At 56.9% G+C, this 19,563-nt stretch carries 17 protein-coding genes and 2 pseudogenes; 11 read left to right on the plus strand and 8 right to left on the minus strand.

The window, feature by feature from the left end; all coding sequences use genetic code 11:
* Window positions 1-203 precede the first annotated feature (203 nt).
* The 5 genes and pseudogenes from tssI (at window position 204) to LOY55_RS16380 (ending at window position 6,374) form a co-directional block, all read left to right on the plus strand.
* Window positions 204-3,710, plus strand: a complete 3,507-nt coding sequence (gene tssI, locus LOY55_RS16360; RefSeq protein ID WP_258665776.1) for a type VI secretion system tip protein TssI/VgrG — start codon at window positions 204-206, stop codon at window positions 3,708-3,710.
* Complete coding sequence (locus LOY55_RS16365) at window positions 3,703-4,356, plus strand: DUF2931 family protein (RefSeq protein ID WP_258665777.1); 654 nt, start codon at window positions 3,703-3,705, stop codon at window positions 4,354-4,356. Before tssI ends, LOY55_RS16365 begins: the two co-directional genes overlap by 8 nt.
* A gap of 18 nt (window positions 4,357-4,374) precedes the next feature.
* Entirely contained in the window at window positions 4,375-5,028 is a 654-nt protein-coding gene (locus LOY55_RS16370) for a DUF2931 family protein (RefSeq protein WP_077432127.1), read from the plus strand.
* An 18-nt stretch (window positions 5,029-5,046) separates the two neighbouring features.
* Window positions 5,047-5,700 carry a DUF2931 family protein gene (locus tag LOY55_RS16375; protein ID WP_077432126.1) on the plus strand — a complete coding sequence of 218 codons (654 nt, stop codon included), beginning with the start codon at window positions 5,047-5,049 and terminating at the stop codon, window positions 5,698-5,700.
* A gap of 18 nt (window positions 5,701-5,718) precedes the next feature.
* A pseudogene (locus LOY55_RS16380) lies at window positions 5,719-6,374 on the plus strand (DUF2931 family protein).
* A 154-nt stretch (window positions 6,375-6,528) separates the two neighbouring features.
* Here LOY55_RS16380 and LOY55_RS16385 read toward each other — a convergent pair.
* Window positions 6,529-6,825, minus strand: coding sequence for a hypothetical protein (locus tag LOY55_RS16385; RefSeq protein ID WP_109786973.1), 297 nt, complete (start codon window positions 6,823-6,825; stop codon window positions 6,529-6,531).
* Window positions 6,826-7,333: 508 nt separating this feature from the next.
* Here LOY55_RS16385 and LOY55_RS16390 point away from each other — a divergent pair.
* Together LOY55_RS16390 and LOY55_RS16395 are read left to right on the plus strand one after the other, a co-directional pair.
* Window positions 7,334-7,600, plus strand: a complete 267-nt coding sequence (locus LOY55_RS16390; protein ID WP_109786974.1) for a DUF2790 domain-containing protein — start codon at window positions 7,334-7,336, stop codon at window positions 7,598-7,600.
* Window positions 7,601-7,690: 90 nt separating this feature from the next.
* Entirely contained in the window at window positions 7,691-8,086 is a 396-nt protein-coding gene (locus LOY55_RS16395; RefSeq protein WP_046033117.1) for a hypothetical protein, read from the plus strand.
* Here LOY55_RS16395 and LOY55_RS16400 read toward each other — a convergent pair.
* A complete protein-coding gene (locus tag LOY55_RS16400) occupies window positions 8,083-8,343 on the minus strand; it encodes a DUF1652 domain-containing protein (RefSeq protein WP_046033116.1) in 261 nt (86 codons plus the stop codon). The two genes, LOY55_RS16395 and LOY55_RS16400, sit on opposite strands and share 4 nt — an antisense overlap.
* A 285-nt stretch (window positions 8,344-8,628) precedes the next feature.
* Here LOY55_RS16400 and eco point away from each other — a divergent pair, with 285 nt between their 5' ends.
* Entirely contained in the window at window positions 8,629-9,111 is a 483-nt protein-coding gene (eco, locus tag LOY55_RS16405) for a serine protease inhibitor ecotin (RefSeq protein ID WP_046033115.1), read from the plus strand.
* 30 nt (window positions 9,112-9,141) lie between these two features.
* On the opposite strand, the pseudogene ilvA reads toward eco, so the two are convergent.
* The 3 genes and pseudogenes from ilvA to LOY55_RS16420 form a co-directional block, all read right to left on the minus strand.
* Window positions 9,142-10,137: pseudogene (gene ilvA / locus LOY55_RS16410) on the minus strand (threonine ammonia-lyase, biosynthetic); the annotation flags it as partial.
* 288 nt (window positions 10,138-10,425) lie between these two features.
* Window positions 10,426-11,577, minus strand: a complete 1,152-nt coding sequence (locus tag LOY55_RS16415) for a PQQ-dependent sugar dehydrogenase (protein WP_258665785.1) — start codon at window positions 11,575-11,577, stop codon at window positions 10,426-10,428.
* A gap of 27 nt (window positions 11,578-11,604) precedes the next feature.
* Complete coding sequence (locus LOY55_RS16420) at window positions 11,605-11,958, minus strand: hypothetical protein (RefSeq protein WP_109786978.1); 354 nt, start codon at window positions 11,956-11,958, stop codon at window positions 11,605-11,607.
* A gap of 190 nt (window positions 11,959-12,148) precedes the next feature.
* Here LOY55_RS16420 and LOY55_RS16425 point away from each other — a divergent pair, with 190 nt between their 5' ends.
* Window positions 12,149-12,997 (plus strand): Ku protein, encoded by an 849-nt coding sequence (locus tag LOY55_RS16425; RefSeq protein ID WP_258665788.1) that lies wholly within the window; start codon window positions 12,149-12,151, stop codon window positions 12,995-12,997.
* 8 nt (window positions 12,998-13,005) lie between these two features.
* On the opposite strand, the gene lpxO is transcribed toward LOY55_RS16425, so the two are convergent.
* The gene (gene lpxO, locus LOY55_RS16430; protein ID WP_258665790.1) at window positions 13,006-13,905 is read right to left on the minus strand and encodes a lipid A hydroxylase LpxO; all 900 of its coding nucleotides are present in this window, start codon (window positions 13,903-13,905) and stop codon (window positions 13,006-13,008) included.
* 443 nt (window positions 13,906-14,348) lie between these two features.
* Here lpxO and LOY55_RS16435 point away from each other — a divergent pair, with 443 nt between their 5' ends.
* On the plus strand, window positions 14,349-15,938 hold the full coding sequence (locus tag LOY55_RS16435) for an ABC-F family ATPase (RefSeq protein ID WP_080943075.1): 1,590 nt from the start codon (window positions 14,349-14,351) through the stop codon (window positions 15,936-15,938).
* 264 nt (window positions 15,939-16,202) lie between these two features.
* Window positions 16,203-17,390, plus strand: coding sequence for an MFS transporter (locus LOY55_RS16440; RefSeq protein WP_258665794.1), 1,188 nt, complete (start codon window positions 16,203-16,205; stop codon window positions 17,388-17,390).
* A gap of 160 nt (window positions 17,391-17,550) precedes the next feature.
* Here the strand turns inward: LOY55_RS16440 and LOY55_RS16445 are convergent, their stop codons facing one another.
* Together LOY55_RS16445 and LOY55_RS16450 are read right to left on the minus strand one after the other, a co-directional pair.
* Window positions 17,551-18,588, minus strand: coding sequence for a dienelactone hydrolase (locus tag LOY55_RS16445; protein WP_109786981.1), 1,038 nt, complete (start codon window positions 18,586-18,588; stop codon window positions 17,551-17,553).
* A 250-nt stretch (window positions 18,589-18,838) separates the two neighbouring features.
* Window positions 18,839-19,450, minus strand: coding sequence for an FMN-dependent NADH-azoreductase (locus LOY55_RS16450; RefSeq protein ID WP_258665796.1), 612 nt, complete (start codon window positions 19,448-19,450; stop codon window positions 18,839-18,841).
* Between the last annotated feature and the right edge of the window lie 113 nt (window positions 19,451-19,563).

Raw genomic sequence — 19,563 nt, forward strand, 5'->3', positions numbered from 1 at the left:
GATCGTCGCTACTTCAAGACTGTGACACCAGAATTCCTAGTAAAACATAACGAAATACCTCCCGGATTCACTGGTCCAAACCGTGCCACTAAGGGTTTTCCCGATGGTTGGAGAGCCGCTCGCCTACGCCATTTGCGCCTTGAACGAGGCCGTTTAATCCTGCACCATCCGCCCCAGCTAATTCAAAGGACGGAATTCAAGGCATGCTGGACGCTAACGCAACCCATATTTCCCTCACGCTGGAAGGCGTTTCTGCCGACCTGCAAGTGCTCAGCTTCGTCGGTCGCGAAGCCCTCAACCAACCGTTCTGTTTCGACATCGAACTGGTCAGCGCCCGCCCCGACCTGAAACTCGAAGACATCCTGCACAAGCCTGGCTGCCTGACCTTCGGCGCGACCGGCAAAGGCATCATTCACGGTCTGGTCTATCGCATCGAGCAAGGCGACTCGGGTAAAAAACTGACCCGCTACAGCATCAGCCTGTGCCCGCAATTGGCGTACCTGCGCCACAGCCACGACCAGCAAATCTTCCAGCAGTTGAGCGTGCCGAAGATCATCGCGCAGGTGCTGGAAGCGCGCGGCATTCTGGCTGACGCGTACAGTTTCCAGCTCGGCGCGATCTACCCCGACCGCGACTACTGCGTGCAGTACGACGAGTCGGACCTGCATTTCATCCAGCGTCTGTGCGAAGAAGAAGGCATTCACTTCCACTTCCAGCACAGCGCCAGCGGCCACAAACTGGTGTTTGGCGATGACCAGACCGTGTTCCGCAAACTGGCGCCCGTGGCCTACCAGCAAGACTCTGGCATGGCCGCCGAGAAACCGGTGATCAAACGTTTCAACCTGCGCCTGGAAACCCGGACCACCCGCGTCAGTCGCCGCGACTACGACTTCGAAAAACCGCGCATCCTGCCCGAAGGCGCCGCCAAGACCGCGTTCGCCCCGGACCTCGAAGACTACGACTACCCTGGCCTGTTCCTCACCCGCGAGCGTGGCAAGCAGTTGGCGACCCGCGCCCTGGAGCGCCATCGCAGCGACTACGCACTCGCTGAAGGCAAAGGTGACGAACCCGCGTTGGTCAGCGGCCACTTCATGGCCCTCAGCGAACACCCGCGCGCCGAGTGGAACGACCTCTGGCTGCTGCTGGAAGTCGTCCACGAAGGCAAACAACCGCAGGTGCTGGGCGAGAACATCACCAGCGACGTCACCCAAAACAAAGACGATTTCCATCAGGGCTACCGCAACCGCTTCCTCGCCACGCCTTGGGACGCGCACTACCGCCCCGCCCTCGAACACCCGAAACCGAAAGTCCTGGGCAGCCAGACCGCCATCGTCACCGGCCCGCCGGGCGAAGAAATCCATTGCGACGAATACGGTCGCGTCAAAGTCCAGTTCCACTGGGACCGCGACGGCCAGGCCAACGACAAAACCAGCTGCTGGCTGCGCGTCGCCACCGGTTGGGCCGGCAGTGCCTACGGCGGCATCGCCATCCCGCGCGTCGGCATGGAAGTGCTGGTCAGCTTCTTCGAAGGCGACCCCGACCAACCGCTGGTGACCGGCTGCCTGTACCACAAGGAAAACGTTGTCCCCTACGACCTGCCGGCGAACAAAACCCGCAGCACCTTCAAAACGCTCAGCTCACCGGGCGGCAAGGGCTACAACGAATTTCGCATCGAAGACAAAAAAGGCGCGGAACAGATCTACCTCCACGCCCAGCGCGACTGGGACGAAAACATCGAGCACGACCAGAAAATCCGCATCGGCAACGAGCGGCACGACACGGTTGAAGCCAATGTTTACAGCGAGTTCAAAGTTGAAGAACACCGCATCACCCACCTCGACCGCAAGACCGAAGCGCGAGCCGATGACCACCTGACCGTCGCCGTGACCCAGCATGTGAAGGTCGGGACGGCGCAGTTTGTCGAGGCCGGTGAGGAGATTCACTACAACGCCGGGGAAAAGGTTGTGGTTGAGGGCGGGATGGAACTGACGGCCGCGGCTGGTGGGAGTTTCGTCAAGGTGGATGCGGGGGGTGTGACGATCAGCGGGGCTGAGGTCAAGACCAACTCCGGTGGTGCGCCGGGTGCGGGGAGCGGGATTCAGATTCTTGCGCCGATCACACCGGCCGCAGCTGCGGCTGCCGCGGCAGGGAAAGTGCTGAGTGCTCCGCCGGTTGGCAAGTTTAATGCGGTGGCTGATTCCGTGCCCAAGACAGTGAAAACGGCTGCAGGGGATGATCCTGAAGAGGAACTTGAGGAAGAGGAAGAAGAGGTCGAGCTGGAAGATATTACGTTGCGGATTGGGGTGTTCTTTGATGGTACGGGGAACAACCGTAACAATAGCGAGCGTGTTTATGGTTGCTTCGCTCCGGATGTAAACCTGCAAGATTCGGCCGAAGACATCCGTCAGTACTGCGCCTCTTTTGGCTACGACGGCAAAGGAAGTAGCCCGGACAACAGTTATGGCAATGATGTCAGTAACGTAGCCAGACTGTATGACCTTTATCAGAACCAAGTGGATGAAGCGCTGCCTATTGATGCAGAAAGGGCGAGTTTATCGATTTATGTGGATGGGATCGGCACCAGCAGTACCGAGGAGGACTCCACTTTTTCACAAGGCACAGGCATAGGTGCACAGGGTGTCCGGGCGCGGGTAGAAGAGACTCCAGACCTATTTATTCAGGCGATCCGACTCTTTAAAAACAACAATCCTGATAAGCGTATTTCTAACATTGAGTTCGACATTTTCGGATTCAGTCGAGGCTCTGCGGCGGCAAGAGACTTTGCTAATGAAATACTAAAAGGTAGCCAAAGTATTCTCGCTAAAGCGCTGCCGGCGGGATCGCCAATGTTATCGGACAGCTTTGCATGGAAGCCAAATACCGACATCTCCATAAATTTCATCGGCGTCTACGACACAGTTGCAGCCATTGCCAACCCGCTGGTAGGGGACTGGAATGGTAATAATGCTTTTAACCCAGGGATCAATATCTATCTAGCACCAGACGCTGCAAAGAAAGTCGTCCAATTAGTCGCTCGAAATGAGCGACGTTACAATTTTGCGTTAAACAGTCTTGGGGCTGCCGATATTATTTTGCCGGGCGTGCACTCGGACCTCGGTGGCGGCTATCTACCCAAGGCGAGGGAGCGGATACTGCTCAGCAAACCGCGTAGGAGTCCTGTAGACGAAAGGACATCTTTTGTTGAAGCTAACAGTTACAAGGTTGCCCAAGAGGACTTGAGGCGGCTACAGGATCAATTGGCCCAATATAACCTCCCATTGGAGATCCGCACGTGGGAGGTGCCGTTTCGTACCACGGGTAAAGAAAACCGCAAAGATATGAAATACGTTTATGCCGCTGTCAGCAGTCAACGAGAGGTCCGCAGTGAGCTGTCCTTGATCTACTTTCGGATCATGCGCGAACTAGCCGTTGAAAATGGAGTGCCTTTTGGACAAATCCCCGAGAGCAACCCAAGACTGGCGCTACCTGCGGAGCTCATACCCATCTCCGAAAAATTGTTGTCGTACGCTCAGGGGAAAAGCAAAACAATAGGGCTGACCTCACAGGAAGAGGAACTGCTCTTCCAGCGTTACGTTCATTTATCTGACAACTGGAACGCCGCTAAAAATCGAAACAATAGTGACTTGAATATAGTCTTCATCAATCGACCAGACGTAAATTCTGTACGCACGGCACATCAAAATGAGTAACTTTTTACGCGTCGCTATCGCCGCCTTTCTGCTCAGTGGATGCACGTTAGCCAACAGTGAAACGCTACCTTACAAAGCCTGGCGTTTGGGTTTCTCAGCACCTAACTACATGGAAATCTGGATCGAAACAGCTGATGTTATTGATGTCGAAGGCCAAGTATACAGACGTGCCATGAGTGGAATAGCTGCGATACAGACTCCTCCCAATAACACGGGCGACCCTAGAGGCTGGCCGGAAAAGCCGGGGCCGGGCAAAGGTAAGAATGTAACTGGAGCAGACTTACCCAAAAAAATCTACGTCCGATGGCAATCATTGGTTGAACCTCAAACTTATAAAATGGTTATCGACATACCCGAGTCGACCAGGGAACTTATGCGCAAGGGTGAAAAAGCCTTTTGTGCTGCTGATGGAAAATGGATAACAGGCTACCGCGAGGTATTGGTAATAAATCTGGCACCCGGAGGGATGGCTAAAGTGTGGGTAATGGGATCGTGCCTGCCAGCGATAGAAGTGGCTAAGGTAAAAGCCGAGATTGACCCACGTGGACCTTATGAAGGTAACTCTGGCGGCAAGTACGACAAGCTATCCGACCAATCCAAAGCGTACGTCGAAAAGTTTGGTGTGCCCTATGATTCTTGGAAGTGACAGAGCCCAAGCAGCCTGATGAGTAATTTCTTGCGAACTACGATTTGCGCATTTTTGCTCAGTGGTTGCACATACGCCAACAGCGAGCCAATGCCTTACAAATCCTGGTACTTAGGGTTCTCGGCCCCCGCTTACATGGAGGTTTGGATCGAAACCGCCGATGTTGTCGATATTCAGGACCATGTATACCCACGTGCGATGAGTGGTCTTGCCTCCATGTTAAAGCCGCCAAACAATTCTGGCGATCCGCGAGGTTGGCCGAAAAGAGCTAGCATCGGCAGCGGTAAGCATGTGACAGGGGCCGACTTGCCCAAGCAGATTTATGTCCGCTGGCAGTCGCAGGTCGAACCGCAAACCTACCTGATGGTGGTTAAAATCCCTGAGGCTACTCGGGAGATTATGCTTAAGGGTGAAAAGGTTTTCTGCGCTGCCGATGGGAAATGGATCACTGGCTATCGTCAGTCAATCGGTATAAGGCTGGTCCCCGGAGGTATTGCCAAAGTCTGGGTTGGCGGTCCATGCATGACGCCGATCGAGGTGACCACGGTAAAAGCCGTGATTGATCCGCGTGGCCCATACGAAGGTAAGTCTGGAGGTCACTACCGCCCCCTTTCCGCCGTTTCCAAGGCCTATGTCGAAAAACTTGGCGTGCCTTATGATTCTTGGAAGTGAAAGAGCCAAAGCAGCCTGATGAATAGTATCTTGCGAATAACGGTTTGCGCATATTTGCTCAGTGGTTGCACTTTCGCCAACAGCGAGGCAATGCCTTACAAATCCTGGCGCTTGGGCTTTTCGGCGCCGAATTACATGGAAGTGTGGATCGAGTCGGCCGATGTAGTCGATATCAAAGAGCAGGTTTATCCGCGAGCGATGAGTGGCACTGCTGCCATACAGACACCTCCTAACAACACTGGCGACCCTAGAGGGTGGCCCGAAAAGCCAGGAATCGGCAAAGGTAAGAATGTAACTGGGGCGGACTTACCAAAAAAGATTTATGTACGCTGGCAGTCTCTTGTCGAACCGCAAACTTACCAAATGGTGATCAACGTACCCGAGTCGACAAGGGCGATCATGCGCAAGGAAGAAAAGGCTTTTTGCGCATTTGATGGTAAGTGGATTACAGACTACCGCAACGCGTTGGTTATCAATTTGGCGCCCGGCGGGATGGCCAAAATATGGGTGATGGGGTCGTGTCTGCCAGCGATAGAAGTGACCAAGGTAAAAGCCGTAGTTGATCCACGCGGCCCATATGAAGGTAAGTCTGGCGGTAAGTACGACAAGCTATCCGACCAATCCAAAGCCTACGTCGAAATGTTTGGTGTGCCCTATGATTCTTGGAAGTGACAGAGCGGTGACGCTCTAATGATTAGTTATTTACGACCTACCTTCTGCGCGTTATTGCTCAGTGGCTGTACATTTGCTAACAGCCAGTCAATGCCTTACAAATCCTGGTACTTGGGATTCTCGGCTCCTGACTACATGGAGGTCTGGATCGAAACAGCCGATGTCGTCGACATTCAGGACCGTGTGTTTCAGCGTGCTGGGAGTGGCATCGCGTCAATGCAATCGCCTCCCAACACAATTCCGGCGATCCGCGAGGTTGGCCGAAAAGAGCTGCCCTTGGCAGCGGTAAGCATGTAACAGGGGCCGACTTGCCCAAACAGATTTATGTCCGCTGGCAGTCGCAGGTTGAACCGCAAACCTACCTGATGGTGATTAAAATCCCTGAGGCTACTCGGGAGATCATGCTTAAGGGTGAAAAGGTTTTCTGCGCTGCCGATGGTAAATGGATCACTGGTTATCGTGATTCAATCGGCATAAGACTAGTCCCCGGAGGTATCGCCAGAGTCTGGGTTGGCGGTCCGTGCGTGACACCGATCGAAGTGACTACGGTAAAAGCCGTAATTGATCCGCGTGGCCCATACGAAGGTAAGTCTGGAGGTCACTACCGCCCCCTTTCCGCCGTTTCCAACGCCTACGTCGAAAAGTTTGGTGTGCCCTATGACTCTTGGAAGTGAAAGAGCGACAACAGTTTAATGAAGAGCTTTCACGAACCACCTTGCGAGTATTGAGGCTTGGCGCCAATGACGCTTAAGCGTGATCACTGAGTTCCCATCCAAAACGAAAAAATCCAGCGCCTAGAAACGCTGGATTTTTTTTACAGATCAAGCGTCAGACCGGCGCTTTCCACCCCATCATCCGCTGCTGCGCAACCGCTAACAGGTCAAACCCATCCTGCGTCAGCAGATAAAGCGCGTGAGTAATGTGCGGAATGTCTTGAACATCACCGTGCTTGAAGCATTGGCAATGCAGCGTTTCAAGTAGCTGGCTGGAGGCTCTTACTCGCTGTAGCGCGGCTTCGAGAATGTCTTGGGGGTTGGCTTCGGTGTCGATTACCAAAGGACTTGAGTCGGTAACGTTGCTTTTGAGTGAACGATAACGATCTGGAAACGGTTTAAACGTTGGCATTGAAATTACTCGATGATTAATAAGTAATCGCCAGCACCGTGACCAAACGGTGGGTGGCGGCTGTGTACAGGCTTGGTCAACCGAAACCATCAAATCGGCTCGCCCGAAGGCGTCCAGCACACAGCCACCATTGCAACGCACTTACAGGACATAGATGTCCGCAGAGCGAATGATGGCACACATATGTGAGATGGCATCAGGTGACCAAACCCGACCGCTGATTTTGCAGCGAGCCCAAACAGTAATCGCTCCCACCCGGCAGGCGAAAGTCGATAAGTCACCTACGCTTGTAGGACCCAGCCGAAGCTGCCGTCGCTTTATTACCCGGCGAAACATCCGACAGAAACACCCCGCGCGACAGGCGGCGTTCAGGTGGGTTAACCATCGCTTAACGCCGTGGTTAAAAACTCAACACGACCGCACGCCCTCAGACGCTTCTGATGCCCAGTGCGGCAGGTTCGACGCCTTGATGTCGAGCTGATTTTCCGCCCGTTCTGGAGATCGCCTCATGAACACCCGCACCCTGATTTTTGCCACTGCCCTCACCTGCACTGCGTTTGCCGGGCTTGCCCAGGCCAACGACACACCCTCTTCCCAAGCCGTGCCCTATCACTACGGCATGCCGCTGAACGTTGGCAAAGTCGTGGCCCTGACAGAGCCGACGACCGACGAATGCAAAGTGATCACCGCCGATATGAAGTACATCGACACGTCCGGCAAGCCTGAAGAAATCACCTACAGGAAGCTTTCCGACGCGTGCAGTTATCAAAACTGACGGAACAGTCTGATTCGAAACCTGGCGGTTTTACTGTGAGGGTTCTGGCGTTATGCTCTAGCGCCTCCCTCACTGCCGCAAGGATTCGCCATGCAGTTGTCGTTTCGTACGTTGTCGATGTTCACCGCCGCTTTGTGTCTATTGCTAGCGTTGATCTGGGGCTTGATGCCGGACGAGTTGCTGGCGATCTGGGGAATTGAATATTCCACGGCGACAGGCCTTGTCGCCCGGCGCAGCGCGGTGGTGTTTGCGGCGCTGGGGTTGATTTTCTATTGGGTTCGAAACGAGGCGCCGTCGGTGACTCGCAGCGCGCTGTGCAGCGGTTTTATGGTGGGTTGTTTCGGTTTGGCCGCATTGGGTTTCGGTGAATGGCTCAATGGCCACGCCGGGCCGGGCATATTGCTGGCGGTCCTGGTTGAGCTGGCGCTGGGCCTGGGCTTTCTTCAGACCCGGCGCCTGTCGGTAGAACTCGAAACCGTGGGCTAAAGAGCGCTGCTTACTCTGTGCGGGATTTCCACGGACTGTTGTTTGGTGCGCAGTTCGGCGATCAGTTCGTTGATTTCCCGACAACCATTAAGTGCCGAAGCATCGATCCCGGTCACGTGCAGGTCAAGCGCGTCGGTTTGACCGTCCGCATACACCTTGACGGTCATCAACAACTCTGGGGACAGCGTGCATTGGCAGCGTTTAGGTAAAAAACTGCTTTCGATGATGTTGCGAAGTTCCAAGGCAGAAAGAAACATGGCGACCCTCTCCTTTGTGAGACTGCCAATAACGATCGACGCTGACTCATGTGTCATCCCGGCCAGCTTAAGAACAGCTGAAGCATAAAACATGCCTCGAATTTCGCCGTGCAGCTCATCGGTAAATCAATGATTTAGCGCCAGGGCTTATAAAAACTGCCGTGCAATTCGCAAGAAGCACCTTGAGCGCTCATGCAATCTGCACACAAGCCGCCACGGGTTTGCATTAACCCTTGCGCGCAGTAAGAATGCCGCCACGTACTTCATCACCAGCAAGGAGGCATCATGGGTTCTTTGACGTTCACTTCGGCTGTCGGGCTAATCGTTGCCGGACTGTCAACCGTGGCACATGCCGCGAAGCTTGAAACCGTCGCTCCCTTTCCAAAACCCGAAAGCGGTTTTACCCGCCAGGTCATTCACCTCGCCCCGCAAGCCAAAGAGGACGACTTTCAGGTTGAAATCCTCGCCGGCAAAACCCTGACCGTGGACTGCAATCGCCAACGGCTGGGCGGGATGCTTGAGGAAAAAAACCTTGAAGGCTGGGGGTACCCGTTCTACCGACTGGAAAACGTCATCGGGCCGATGAGCACGTTGATGGCCTGCCCTGACGGCAAGAGCAAAAAAGACTTCGTGCCGGTGGTCGGTGACGGCTTCATGTTGCGTTACAACAGCAAGCTGCCGATCGTGCTTTACGTGCCGAAAGACATCGAAGTCCGCTATCGGATCTGGTCGGCGTCGAGCAAGGTCGAGAACGCCGTTCAGGAGTAACCACGCCCTGCCTCACGCCGGTGTGGCACTCAATGCCGCACGCTCGGCCACGTGGCGCAAACTGCCGAAGTTGATGTTGGCCCCCGAGTCGATCGCCACCAGCGTTTGACCCCGGGCACCGGTTTGCGCCACGTACTTCTTGATCCCGGCGACGGCCAGCGCGCCGGACGGTTCGGTGATCGAGCGGGTATCGTCGTAGATGTTCTTGATCGCGGCGCAAAGCTCATCATTGCTGACCGTCATCACCTCATCGACGCAAAATCGGCAGACTTCGAAGCCATAGGCGCCGATCTGTGCCACCGCCACGCCATCGGCGAAGGTGCCGACATTCGGCAGGACCACTCGCTCATCTGCTTGCAGTGCAGCGGCCAGACACGCCGAATGTTCTGACTCGACGCCGATGATGCGCACTTCAGGGCGCAGGTATTTGACGTACGCGGCGATGCCGGCGATTAAACCTCCACCGCCCACCGGAACAAAGATCGCATCCAACGGGCCTTGATGCTGGCGCAGGATCTCCATCGCCACCGTGCCTTGCCCGGCAATGACATCCGGGTCGTCGAAGGGCGAAACAAAGGTGCGACCGGTTTGCTCGGCCAGGCCCAGCGCATGATCGAGGGCGAACGGAAAACTCTCACCGTGCAACACCGCCTCTGCCCCACGACTGCGAACCCCGAGCACTTTCAGTTCCGGCGTGGTGCACGGCATGACGATGGTCGCGGCAATCCCCAACTCCCGCGCTGCCAGCGCCACACCTTGCGCATGATTGCCTGCCGAGGCGGTGATCACGCCACGCGCTTTTTGCTCATCACTGAGCTGAACCAGTTTGTTGTAGGCGCCCCGGATCTTGAAGGAGAACGTCGGTTGCAAATCCTCGCGCTTGAGCAGGACCTGATTGCCCAAGGCTTCGGACAACCCCGGTGCCGCTTGCAACGGCGTGCGCACCGCCAGTTCGTACACCGGCGCGGCGAGGATCTTTTTTACATAGTGCTCAAGCAAGGTCTGTTGGGCGTGCGTGCTGGTCATGGTCGTCTCCTGGCGTTGTTCGGGGCCCGAGAGACAGAAAGTAAAAACCCGCCTCTAGGGCGGGTTGGGTGCTGCAGTCGTGAGCTAGCCCGCCAGATAAGGAATGGCGGTAATAATGCTTGGCTGGCAGCGCAATACGGTGGAAGTCATGGCTGGAAATTAGCCTTGGGTTGATGGCAAGTCAATGGCCAATTTTCGTCTGGATGATTGTAGGACTGCTGCGCCCGAGCACGGACCGGCCGGCGCAGGCTGCGCCAGCTGCTACAGGGGCCGGTGCGACCACCGGGGTTATTTCAGGCCCACCTTGTACAGCGCGCCATTGTCCTCATCGGTCAACACATACAAGTACCCATCCGGGCCTTGGCGCACATCGCGGATTCGCGCCTTGAGTTCACCGAGCAATCGCTCTTCGTGAACCACTTTGTCGCCATCGAACTGCAAGCGAATCAGTTCCTGGCTGACCAGCGCCCCGATGAACGCGTTGTGCTGCCAGGCCTTGAATCGATCACTGTCGTAGAACGCCAGTCCGCTCAACCCCGGGGACCTCTCCCAGACATGATGAGGCGCCACCGTGCCTTCGGCGGACTTGCCTTTGGCTTCGGGGATCGGCTGGCCCGAATAGTTGATGCCGTGGGTTGCCAGCGGCCAGCCGTAGTTTTTCCCGCGTTCGATGATGTTCAATTCATCACCGCCCTGAGGTCCGTGTTCGTTCTCCCAGAGAACGCCGGTCCATGGATTGAGCGCTGCGCCTTGCGGGTTACGCTGGCCATAGGACCAGATTTCCGGACGTACGCCTGCCTGACCGACAAAGGGATTGTCGTCCGGCACTTTGCCGTCCGGGTAAATCCGTACGACTTTGCCTTGCAGCTTGTCGAGGTCCTGAGCCGTTGGCCGGTCATTGTTTTCACCGAGCGTGATGAACAGATAGCCATCACGGTCGAACACCAATCGTGAACCGAAGTGGTTGCCGACAGAAAGCTTCGGCTCCTGGCGGAAGATCACCTGGAAATTCCTCAGGGTTTTCAGGTCTTCGGACAATTGCCCCCGGCCTACCGCCGTGCCAGCGTTGTCCCCCGCCCCACCCCCTTCGGCATACGACAGGTAAACCGTGCGGTCTTGCTTGAAGTCGGGGGACAGCACCACATCCAGCAAGCCGCCCTGGCCTTTGGCCCAGACCTTCGGTACACCATCAATCGGGTCGGAGATTTTCCCGTCAACGCTGACGACGCGCAGATGACCGGGGCGCTCGGTCACCAGCATGCCCGTGCGATCCGGCAGGAATGCCAGTGACCATGGATGCTCCAGCCCCTTGGCGAGCGTGGTGACTTGCAGGGTGCCCTGCTCGCTTTGCAGATCCTGAGTCGTGGCCGCGAACACGGGGGCTGCAGCGGTGATGAGGGCGCTGACGCACAAGGTGGCCAGTAGGGTTTTACGCAACATGCACGCTTCCTTTTTTATCGTTCCGGTTCAACGGTTACTGGTGCCTGTATCGCGCGGAGGTGGATTGGGAATGAATGTCGGCGGGCTGGAGGGCGTTGATGGGGTCGAAGGATAACGGTTGCCGATGCCGCCGTTATCCAGGGTCGGAGGCCGTGGCACCGGCATGGTGTTTGGCCCGCGAATGGCCGGGGCACTGGATTGCGAGCCTTGCATGCTGTTCGGGTTGGCTCGGCGAATCGGGCTGTTATAGGGATTGCTGGAAGCCCCCGTCGGGCTTTGCGCCAGGAGCAATGATGACGATTGCACTGGCGATGCGTTCGCCAGACTGCTCAGCAAACAACTCAGCGTCAGGGTGGTGCAGCCGAGCACATATCTGTTCATGGAGGGAGCCTCTCGACGTGGATAGTGTCTTCGATAGCACGCTACGCCCGAGGTTCGGATTTGTTAACTAAAACCTCCTTCACAAGGTGTAACACGAGTTGACTACGCCGCCAGGCCAGGGCCACACAACCGGCTGAAACTTTTGCGTGAGGCCGCCGGTCACCTGATTATCACTTTCGGGAAGACGACCATGGCACGGGCAATCTGGAAAGGCGCAATCAGTTTCGGGCTGGTGCATATCCCTGTGGCGCTGGTCTCGGCGACATCCTCCCAAGGGGTGGATTTCGACTGGCTCGACAGCCGCAGCATGGAGCCGGTCGGGTACAAGCGGGTAAACAAGGTCACCGGCAAAGAAGTCACCAAGGAGCACATCGTCAAAGGTGTGCAATACGAAAAAGGTCGGTACGTGGTCCTCAGCGAAGAGGAAATCAAATCGGCGCACCCTTTATCCACCCAAACCATCGACATCTTTTCCTTTGTCGACCGTGAGCAGATCCCCCTGCAAAACATCGATACGCCCTACTACCTCGCCCCTGATAAACGCGGTGGCAAGGTGTACGCGCTGTTGCGCGAAACGTTGAGCAAAACCAATAAAGTCGCCCTCGCCCATGTAGTGCTGCACACACGTCAGCACCTGGCGGCGTTGATGCCGCTGGAGTCTTCAATGGTATTGGTGATGTTGCGTTGGCCCGCCGAAGTGCGCAGCCTCGATACGCTCGAGCTGGGCAGCGAGGTGACCAAGCCCGAACTGGCCAAGGGTGAACTCGATATGGCCAAACGCCTGGTGCAAGACATGAGCGCCGACTGGAAACCTGAGGACTACCGCGACAGCTTCGAAGACAAGATCATGGCGCTGGTCGAGAAAAAGGCCAATGAAGGCAAGATCGAGGATGTCGAGACAGCGACCGGTGAAGAGGCGCGCAAAACAGCGGATGTGATTGATCTGACCGAATTGCTTAAACGTAGCCTGGGAAGCAAGGGCAGCGCCAAAGCCAAACCGACGGCACCGAAAAAAGCCACTAGGACTTCTCGTGGTTAGCCAGGCCTTCAGATCAGAAAAATCAGCACGAGCAACCCGGCAAAGATCGCCCACTTTTCCAGGTAGTAGCGCTTGCGGTTGCGCTTTTTCAGCGCTTTGCCACGCAGGCGGATTTTGTAGATCCGGGTGAACAGGCGGTTGATGCCGCCGGTCCTGTCACCCGCATCGTTTGGCGCACCGGCCGCCGACATCACGGTCCGGCTAAACCAGTCGTTGAACACTGCCGCCCAGCGATACTTCATCGGGCGCTCGATGTCGCAAAACAGGATGATGCGGTTTTGCTGCGTGGTGTTTTCGGCGTAATGAATGAAGGTTTCGTCGAACATCACCGCTTCGCCATCGCGCCAATGGTAGTTCTGGCCGTCGACATTGATGTAGCAACCTTCTTCGTTCGGCGTTTCCAGGCCCAAGTGATAACGGTAGGAACCGGCATAAGGATCGCGATGACGGACCAGCCTGGAACCCGGTGGCAGTTCTGCGAACATCGCGGCCTTGATCGAGCCAATGCCTTGGACCAATTCAGTGGTGCGCGGGCAGAGCTTCATCGCCGAAGGATGGCTGTCGCCGTACCATTTCAGGTAAAAACGTTTCCAGCCCGATTTGAAGAACGAGTTGAAGCCGACGTCGTTGTATTGATCGGAGCGTTTGATCTCTCCGGCGTTCAACAGGTTCTGGCCTTCGGCGCGGATGTCTTGCCAATGCGCCTGCAACGGGCTCAAATCTGGAAAATCAGCTGGATCCAGATACGGTTTGGTGGGGATTTTCGAAAACAGATACAAGAAGCAATTGAGTGGCGCCAGAAACGAAGAGTGATCACTCAACTGGCGGCCCAACCTGTGGCGCACGCGCCCACGCAAGTGCACGTATGCAATGGAGACCAGGTAAATAAAGGCAATGATCAGTTTCACAAAAACCATCACACGTTGGACGTGAAAACGAAACGGCGGCCCTGGTAGCATCGTCGCCAGGCATGTACCGGCTGTCGTTATCGTGTTGAAAAATTGCATTTTAGCCACTGGTCGTCACAAAAAGTTAGCTTCCAGCGGTGAAAATCTGTTGGTGGATACCGTCAATGCGATCGAGCGGGCTCAACGCCCTATCGTTTAAAGAGCCAGACCAGTACAATCGCCGCCAAACATTACGCGCCCCCCTTGGTTGATGACGGGAATGAACCCCGTCTCAGCGCACTTCGACTCGGGCCAAGCGCTCCATATGCTGCTGTCCACTTATTGCCAGATGGACCTTCCGCTTCTGACCGGGATGCATTTCCCGTGGTTTGAATACCGGAAACGGGTACTGAATCGGTACTGCCGCAACCCTAGCTACTCTGAATGCTTCGCAGGAAAAACCTTTGATCTCTACAGCTAACATCACGATGCAGTTCGGCGCCAAGCCGCTATTCGAAAACGTTTCGGTCAAGTTCGGCGCGGGTAACCGCTACGGCCTGATCGGCGCCAACGGTTGCGGCAAGTCGACTTTCATGAAAATCCTCGGTGGCGACCTCGAGCCGTCCGGCGGCCAGGTCATGCTCGAGCCGAACGTGCGTCTGGGTAAATTGCGCCAGGACCAGTTCGCCTACGAAGAATTCACCGTGATCGATACCGTGATCATGGGTCACGAAGAGCTGTGGAAGGTCAAGGCCGAGCGCGATCGCATCTACTCGCTGCCGGAAATGACCGAAGAAGACGGCATGGCCGTGGCCGAGCTGGAAACCGAATTCGCCGAAATGGACGGATACACCGCCGAATCCCGTGCCGGCGAGCTGTTGCTGGGCCTGGGTATCGGCATCGAGCAACACTTTGGCCCGATGAGCGAGGTTTCCCCAGGCTGGAAACTGCGTGTATTGCTGGCTCAGGCGCTGTTCTCCGATCCTGAAGTGCTGTTGCTCGACGAACCGACCAACCACCTGGACATCAATACCATCCGCTGGCTGGAAAACATTCTGACCCAGCGCTCCAGCCTGATGATCATCATCTCTCACGACCGTCACTTCCTGAACAGCGTGTGCACCCACATGGCTGACCTGGATTACGGCGAGCTGCGTCTGTTCCCGGGCAACTACGACGAGTACATGACCGTAGCGACCCAGTCCCGCGAGCAACTGCTGTCGGACAATGCCAAGAAGAAGGCGCAGATCTCGGAACTGCAATCGTTCGTCAGCCGCTTCTCGGCCAACGCCTCGAAAGCCAAGCAGGCCACCTCCCGCGCCAAGGCAATCGACAAGATCCAGCTGGCCGAGGTCAAGCCTTCGAGCCGTGTGAGCCCGTTCATCCGTTTCGAACAAACCAAGAAGCTGCACCGTCAGGCGGTCATCGTCGAGCGCATGGCCAAAGGCTTCGACGGCAAGACCCTGTTCAAGGACTTCAGCTTCCAGGTTGAAGCGGGCGAGCGCGTGGCGATCATCGGCCCGAACGGTATCGGTAAAACCACCCTGCTGCGCACCCTGGTCAACGAACTGACCCCGGATGCCGGCACCGTGAAATGGACCGACGCCGCCGAGCTGGGCTACTACGCCCAGGACCACGCACACGACTTCGAAGACGACTGTAACCTGTTCGACTGGATGGGCCAGTGGACTCAGGGCGGCGAGCAAATCGTTCGCGGCACCCTGGGGCGCATGCTGTTCTCCAACGACGAGATCCTCAAGTCGGTCAAGGTCATTTCCGGTGGTGAGCAAGGCCGCATGCTGTTCGGCAAACTGATCCTGCAAAAGCCGAACGTGCTGATCATGGACGAACCGACCAACCACTTGGACATGGAATCCATCGAGGCGCTGAACCTGGCGCTGGAAAACTACCCGGGCACGCTGATCTTCGTCAGCCACGACCGTGAGTTCGTATCGTCGTTGGCCACCCGCATTATCGAACTCAGCCCTAGCGGCGTGATCGATTTCAGCGGCACCTATGACGATTACCTGCGCAGCCAGGGTGTAGTGTTCTAAATAGCTGCCCTGCTTCAACTGAAAGCCCTGTCCTTGTGACGGGGCTTTTTGCATTTCATCGATTGTTCCCACGCTCCGCGTGGGAATGCAGCCCGGGATGCTCCGCGTCCCTTCCGGAACCGAACGTGGAGCGTCCGTTGAGGCATTCCCACGCAGAGCGTGGGAACGATCATCGCCACAACAAAAAATAGTTAGCCTGCTTTCTTTTATTTCAAGCCCACGCCATGATGCAGCTCTCCCACCGCCGCCCGCGAACGAGCCCTCATGTCTGCGCAGCAGTTGCCCCCGCAAAGCTCCCTGACGATCACCCTGCAGATCGTCTCTATCGTTTTTTATACCTTTATTGCCTTCCTCTGCATCGGTCTGCCGATTGCGGTGTTGCCGGGGTATGTCCATGAACAACTAGGTTTCAGCGCGATCATCGCGGGGCTGACCATTGGCTCGCAGTACCTGGCCACCTTGCTCAGCCGGCCCATGGCCGGGCGCATGTCGGACAGTATCGGCACCAAACGCGCGATTGTTTACGGGTTGTCCGGGATAGTGCTGAGCGGCGTGTTGACGCTGATTTCGACGTTGCTGCAGAGCATGCCGCTGGTGAGTCTGTTGATCCTGATTGCCGGCCGTTTGCTGCTCGGGATCGCCCAAGGCTTGATCGGCGTCGGCACTATCAGTTGGTGCATGGGCCAGGTCGGCGCGGAGCACACCGCCCGTTCCATTTCCTGGAACGGCATCGCGTCGTACGGCGCCATTGCCATCGGTGCGCCACTGGGTGTGGTGATGGTCGCCGACTATGGTTTCGCCAGTCTGGGGATCGCACTGTCGCTGCTGGCGCTGGGCGCGTTGCTGCTGATCCGCAACAAACCGTCGGTGCCGGTGGTTCGCGGTGAGCGGCTGCCCTTTTGGGCGGTGTTCGGGCGCATTGCGCCGTTTGGTGCAAGCCTGAGCCTGGCGTCCATCGGTTATGGCACGCTCACCACTTTTATTACCTTGTACTACGTCAGCCGTGGTTGGGCCGGTGCCGCGTATTGCCTGACCGTATTCGGCGTCTGCTTTATTCTGGCGCGTCTGTTGTTCATCTCCAGCATCAGCCGGTTCGGTGGATTCACTTCGGCCATTGCCTGCATGTGCATTGAAACCGTGGGCCTGGTGCTGCTGTGGCTGGCGCCTTCGACGGGTTATGCGCTGATCGGCGCGGGCCTGACCGGTTTTGGCTTGTCGCTGGTTTACCCGGCGCTCGGCGTCGAGGCGATCAAGCAAGTCCCCAATTCCAGTCGCGGCGCGGGCCTGAGTGCTTACGCGGTGTTTTTTGATTTGGCACTGGCGATTGCCGGGCCACTGATGGGCGCGGTGGCGTTGAACCTAGGGTATACGTGGATATTCTTTAGCGCGGCGTTGTTGTCGGTAACCGGGTTGGGTCTAACGCTGCTACTCAAACGCCGTGCAATGGCCTAGCCAACACTCAATCCTGTAGCAGCTGGCGAAGCCTGCGTCCGGCTGCGTAGCAGTCGCAAACCCTGACAGCGCGGTCTACCTGAAACACCTTAGCGGCTGATTTTACGACTGCTGCGCAGCCGGACGCAGGCTTCGCCAGCTGCTACAGGGGTTGCGGTGTTCACTGATCCGCGGTTTGCAGACCTGCGCGGGTTGCGATGCCCAGGGTGCGGGAGAAGAAACGCCCGGCTTCGGAAATCATGTCGCGATGGATGCCTTCGCGGTCGACCCCATCGGCGTCGGTACACAGTGCTGGCATGGCAATGATCTGCTCTTCGTTGCACGGGGCCATGAACACGAAATGCCCCGCGCCGGCCAACAACTTGAAGTCGGGGGCAATCGGCAACTTGCGCGCAAGCGCCGCTGCGTTCTTGTCGAACGCGACCAGTTTGTCGCCGTCGCCGCTGTAAAGCAGCACCGGCACATGCACATCGGCCAGGGTGTGACGGCCGAACTTCAAGCTCAGCGGCGCCATCAATAGCAACGCATGCACGCGCGGGTCGGCCACGGGTTGAAGGTCATCGCGGTCGACGATCAATTCACCCTTGGTGTTGCAGGCATCGCGGTCGTCCGGGCGTTCCTCGCAATACCGACGCAGACGATCCAGGTCAGGCGTGGCACCGGACAGGATCAACGCCGTCTCACCGCCCGCCGAATAGCCAATCACCCCGACCTGATTGGCATTGACGAATGGCGCGAGCATGCGATCACCCAAGGTAGCGGTGATGGCTTCGGAAATCTGGATGGGTCGGCCGTAAAGGTTACTCAGCGTACCGAGGCGGCTGTGGTCTTTGGAGTTGTCGCCAGGATGGATCACCGCGACCACCACAAAGCCTTTGCGCGCCAGCGAGGTGGCGAGGTCGTGCAGGGCCAGCGGGGTTCCGGTGTTGCCGTGGGACAGCATCAGCATCGGGAAGCGCCCGATGGCAACAGCGCTGTCTTCGCCGGCTTCGACGGTGTAACCCTCGATTTTACTGGTGTGCTCCCTGTCACTGGAGGGATAGAACGCGATGGCGTGCATCGGTTGCAAATCGAGGGGGTCGAGAAAACTCATCTCATGGAAGCCGACGCTCCAGTGAGGATGTGGCGCAGGCGCGGCGTGCACTGAATTCAGGCTGCTGAGCAGGCAAAACAGTAACGTTGCACAAAGACGCACCATAAGGATGCCCCACCATTTTGTTACTTGACCGGAAAGCCCGTTCTCCTCGGATCATCGAGGCAGCGGCCTTGTACCAGCATTTGCGGCCAACAAGGTCATTGCAGAACGGGAACGTTAACCCGTTACTGCATAACCTGGGCCACAACCTGAAACGGCCAGAAACAAAAAACTCCGTATCTGGCACTTGCGTGGCCAGAATACAGAGTTTTTTGGGGTATTGCCCTAGCAGTTTGCTGCCTTTACGCAAGCCTTACGCGGCGGCGAACAATTGCTCGCTGATTTGCGCTTGAGCATCGCTCATGGCTTTGGTGCGAACTTCGTCACCGTAGGCCAGGCCGTGGGCGCGGACGAACTCGATGTCGGTGATGCCGATGAAGCCGAACAGCACTTTCAAATACTCTTCGTGAGCCACACCCGTGGCCTGACCGGCATGCATGCCACCGGAAGTGGAAACGATCACGACTTTCTTGCCACCGCACAGGCCTTCAGGGCCGGCTTCGGTGTAGCGGAAGGTCTGACCGGCAACGGCGATGCGATCGATCCAGGCCTTGAGTTGGGTCGGAACGGTGAAGTTGTACATCGGCGCGGCGATCACGACGGCATCTGCGGCGAGGAATTCGGCCAGGGTCTTGGCGCTCAGCTCGGCTTCGTGCTGTTGCGCGGCGTTGCGCAGTTCAGCGGTAGTACCGGCGGCGACCAGGGTCGTGGCGGAGAAATGGCTGATGGCATCAGCGGCCAGGTCGCGGTAGGTAACCACGGCGTTTGGCTCTGCAGCTTGCCAGGCTTTAACGACTTCGCTGCTCAGCAGACGGGAAGCCGAGTTGTCACCAAGAATGCTCGAATCGATATGCAACAGTTTCATGTGGGATCTCCAGGTGAGGATCGCCACGGGGCGATCTGATGGAGAGAATCCTACAGGCGAAACCAATAGCTGATTAGACTGCAACAATGCGATAGTTCGTCCCACTGATAGAA

It is taken from the genome of Pseudomonas sp. B21-040 (assembly GCF_024748695.1).
Taxonomy (GTDB): Bacteria; Pseudomonadota; Gammaproteobacteria; order Pseudomonadales; family Pseudomonadaceae; genus Aquipseudomonas.

Bases quoted from the DNA above. Each gene is read 5' to 3' on its own strand.
- LOY55_RS16415 (WP_258665785.1), bottom strand. From the start codon at position 11,577: ATGTTGCGTAAAACCCTACTGGCCACCTTGTGCGTCAGCGCCCTCATC.
- LOY55_RS16385 (WP_109786973.1), bottom strand. From the start codon at position 6,825: ATGCCAACGTTTAAACCGTTTCCAGATCGTTATCGTTCACTCAAAAGC.
- tssI (WP_258665776.1), top strand. From the start codon at position 204: ATGCTGGACGCTAACGCAACCCATATTTCCCTCACGCTGGAAGGCGTT.
- LOY55_RS16425 (WP_258665788.1), top strand. From the start codon at position 12,149: ATGGCACGGGCAATCTGGAAAGGCGCAATCAGTTTCGGGCTGGTGCAT.
- LOY55_RS16445 (WP_109786981.1), bottom strand. From the start codon at position 18,588: ATGGTGCGTCTTTGTGCAACGTTACTGTTTTGCCTGCTCAGCAGCCTG.
- eco (WP_046033115.1), top strand. From the start codon at position 8,629: ATGGGTTCTTTGACGTTCACTTCGGCTGTCGGGCTAATCGTTGCCGGA.
- LOY55_RS16400 (WP_046033116.1), bottom strand. From the start codon at position 8,343: ATGTTTCTTTCTGCCTTGGAACTTCGCAACATCATCGAAAGCAGTTTT.
- LOY55_RS16395 (WP_046033117.1), top strand. From the start codon at position 7,691: ATGCAGTTGTCGTTTCGTACGTTGTCGATGTTCACCGCCGCTTTGTGT.
- LOY55_RS16370 (WP_077432127.1), top strand. From the start codon at position 4,375: ATGAGTAATTTCTTGCGAACTACGATTTGCGCATTTTTGCTCAGTGGT.
- LOY55_RS16450 (WP_258665796.1), bottom strand. From the start codon at position 19,450: ATGAAACTGTTGCATATCGATTCGAGCATTCTTGGTGACAACTCGGCT.
- LOY55_RS16420 (WP_109786978.1), bottom strand. From the start codon at position 11,958: ATGAACAGATATGTGCTCGGCTGCACCACCCTGACGCTGAGTTGTTTG.
- LOY55_RS16375 (WP_077432126.1), top strand. From the start codon at position 5,047: ATGAATAGTATCTTGCGAATAACGGTTTGCGCATATTTGCTCAGTGGT.
- LOY55_RS16440 (WP_258665794.1), top strand. From the start codon at position 16,203: ATGTCTGCGCAGCAGTTGCCCCCGCAAAGCTCCCTGACGATCACCCTG.
- LOY55_RS16365 (WP_258665777.1), top strand. From the start codon at position 3,703: ATGAGTAACTTTTTACGCGTCGCTATCGCCGCCTTTCTGCTCAGTGGA.
- LOY55_RS16390 (WP_109786974.1), top strand. From the start codon at position 7,334: ATGAACACCCGCACCCTGATTTTTGCCACTGCCCTCACCTGCACTGCG.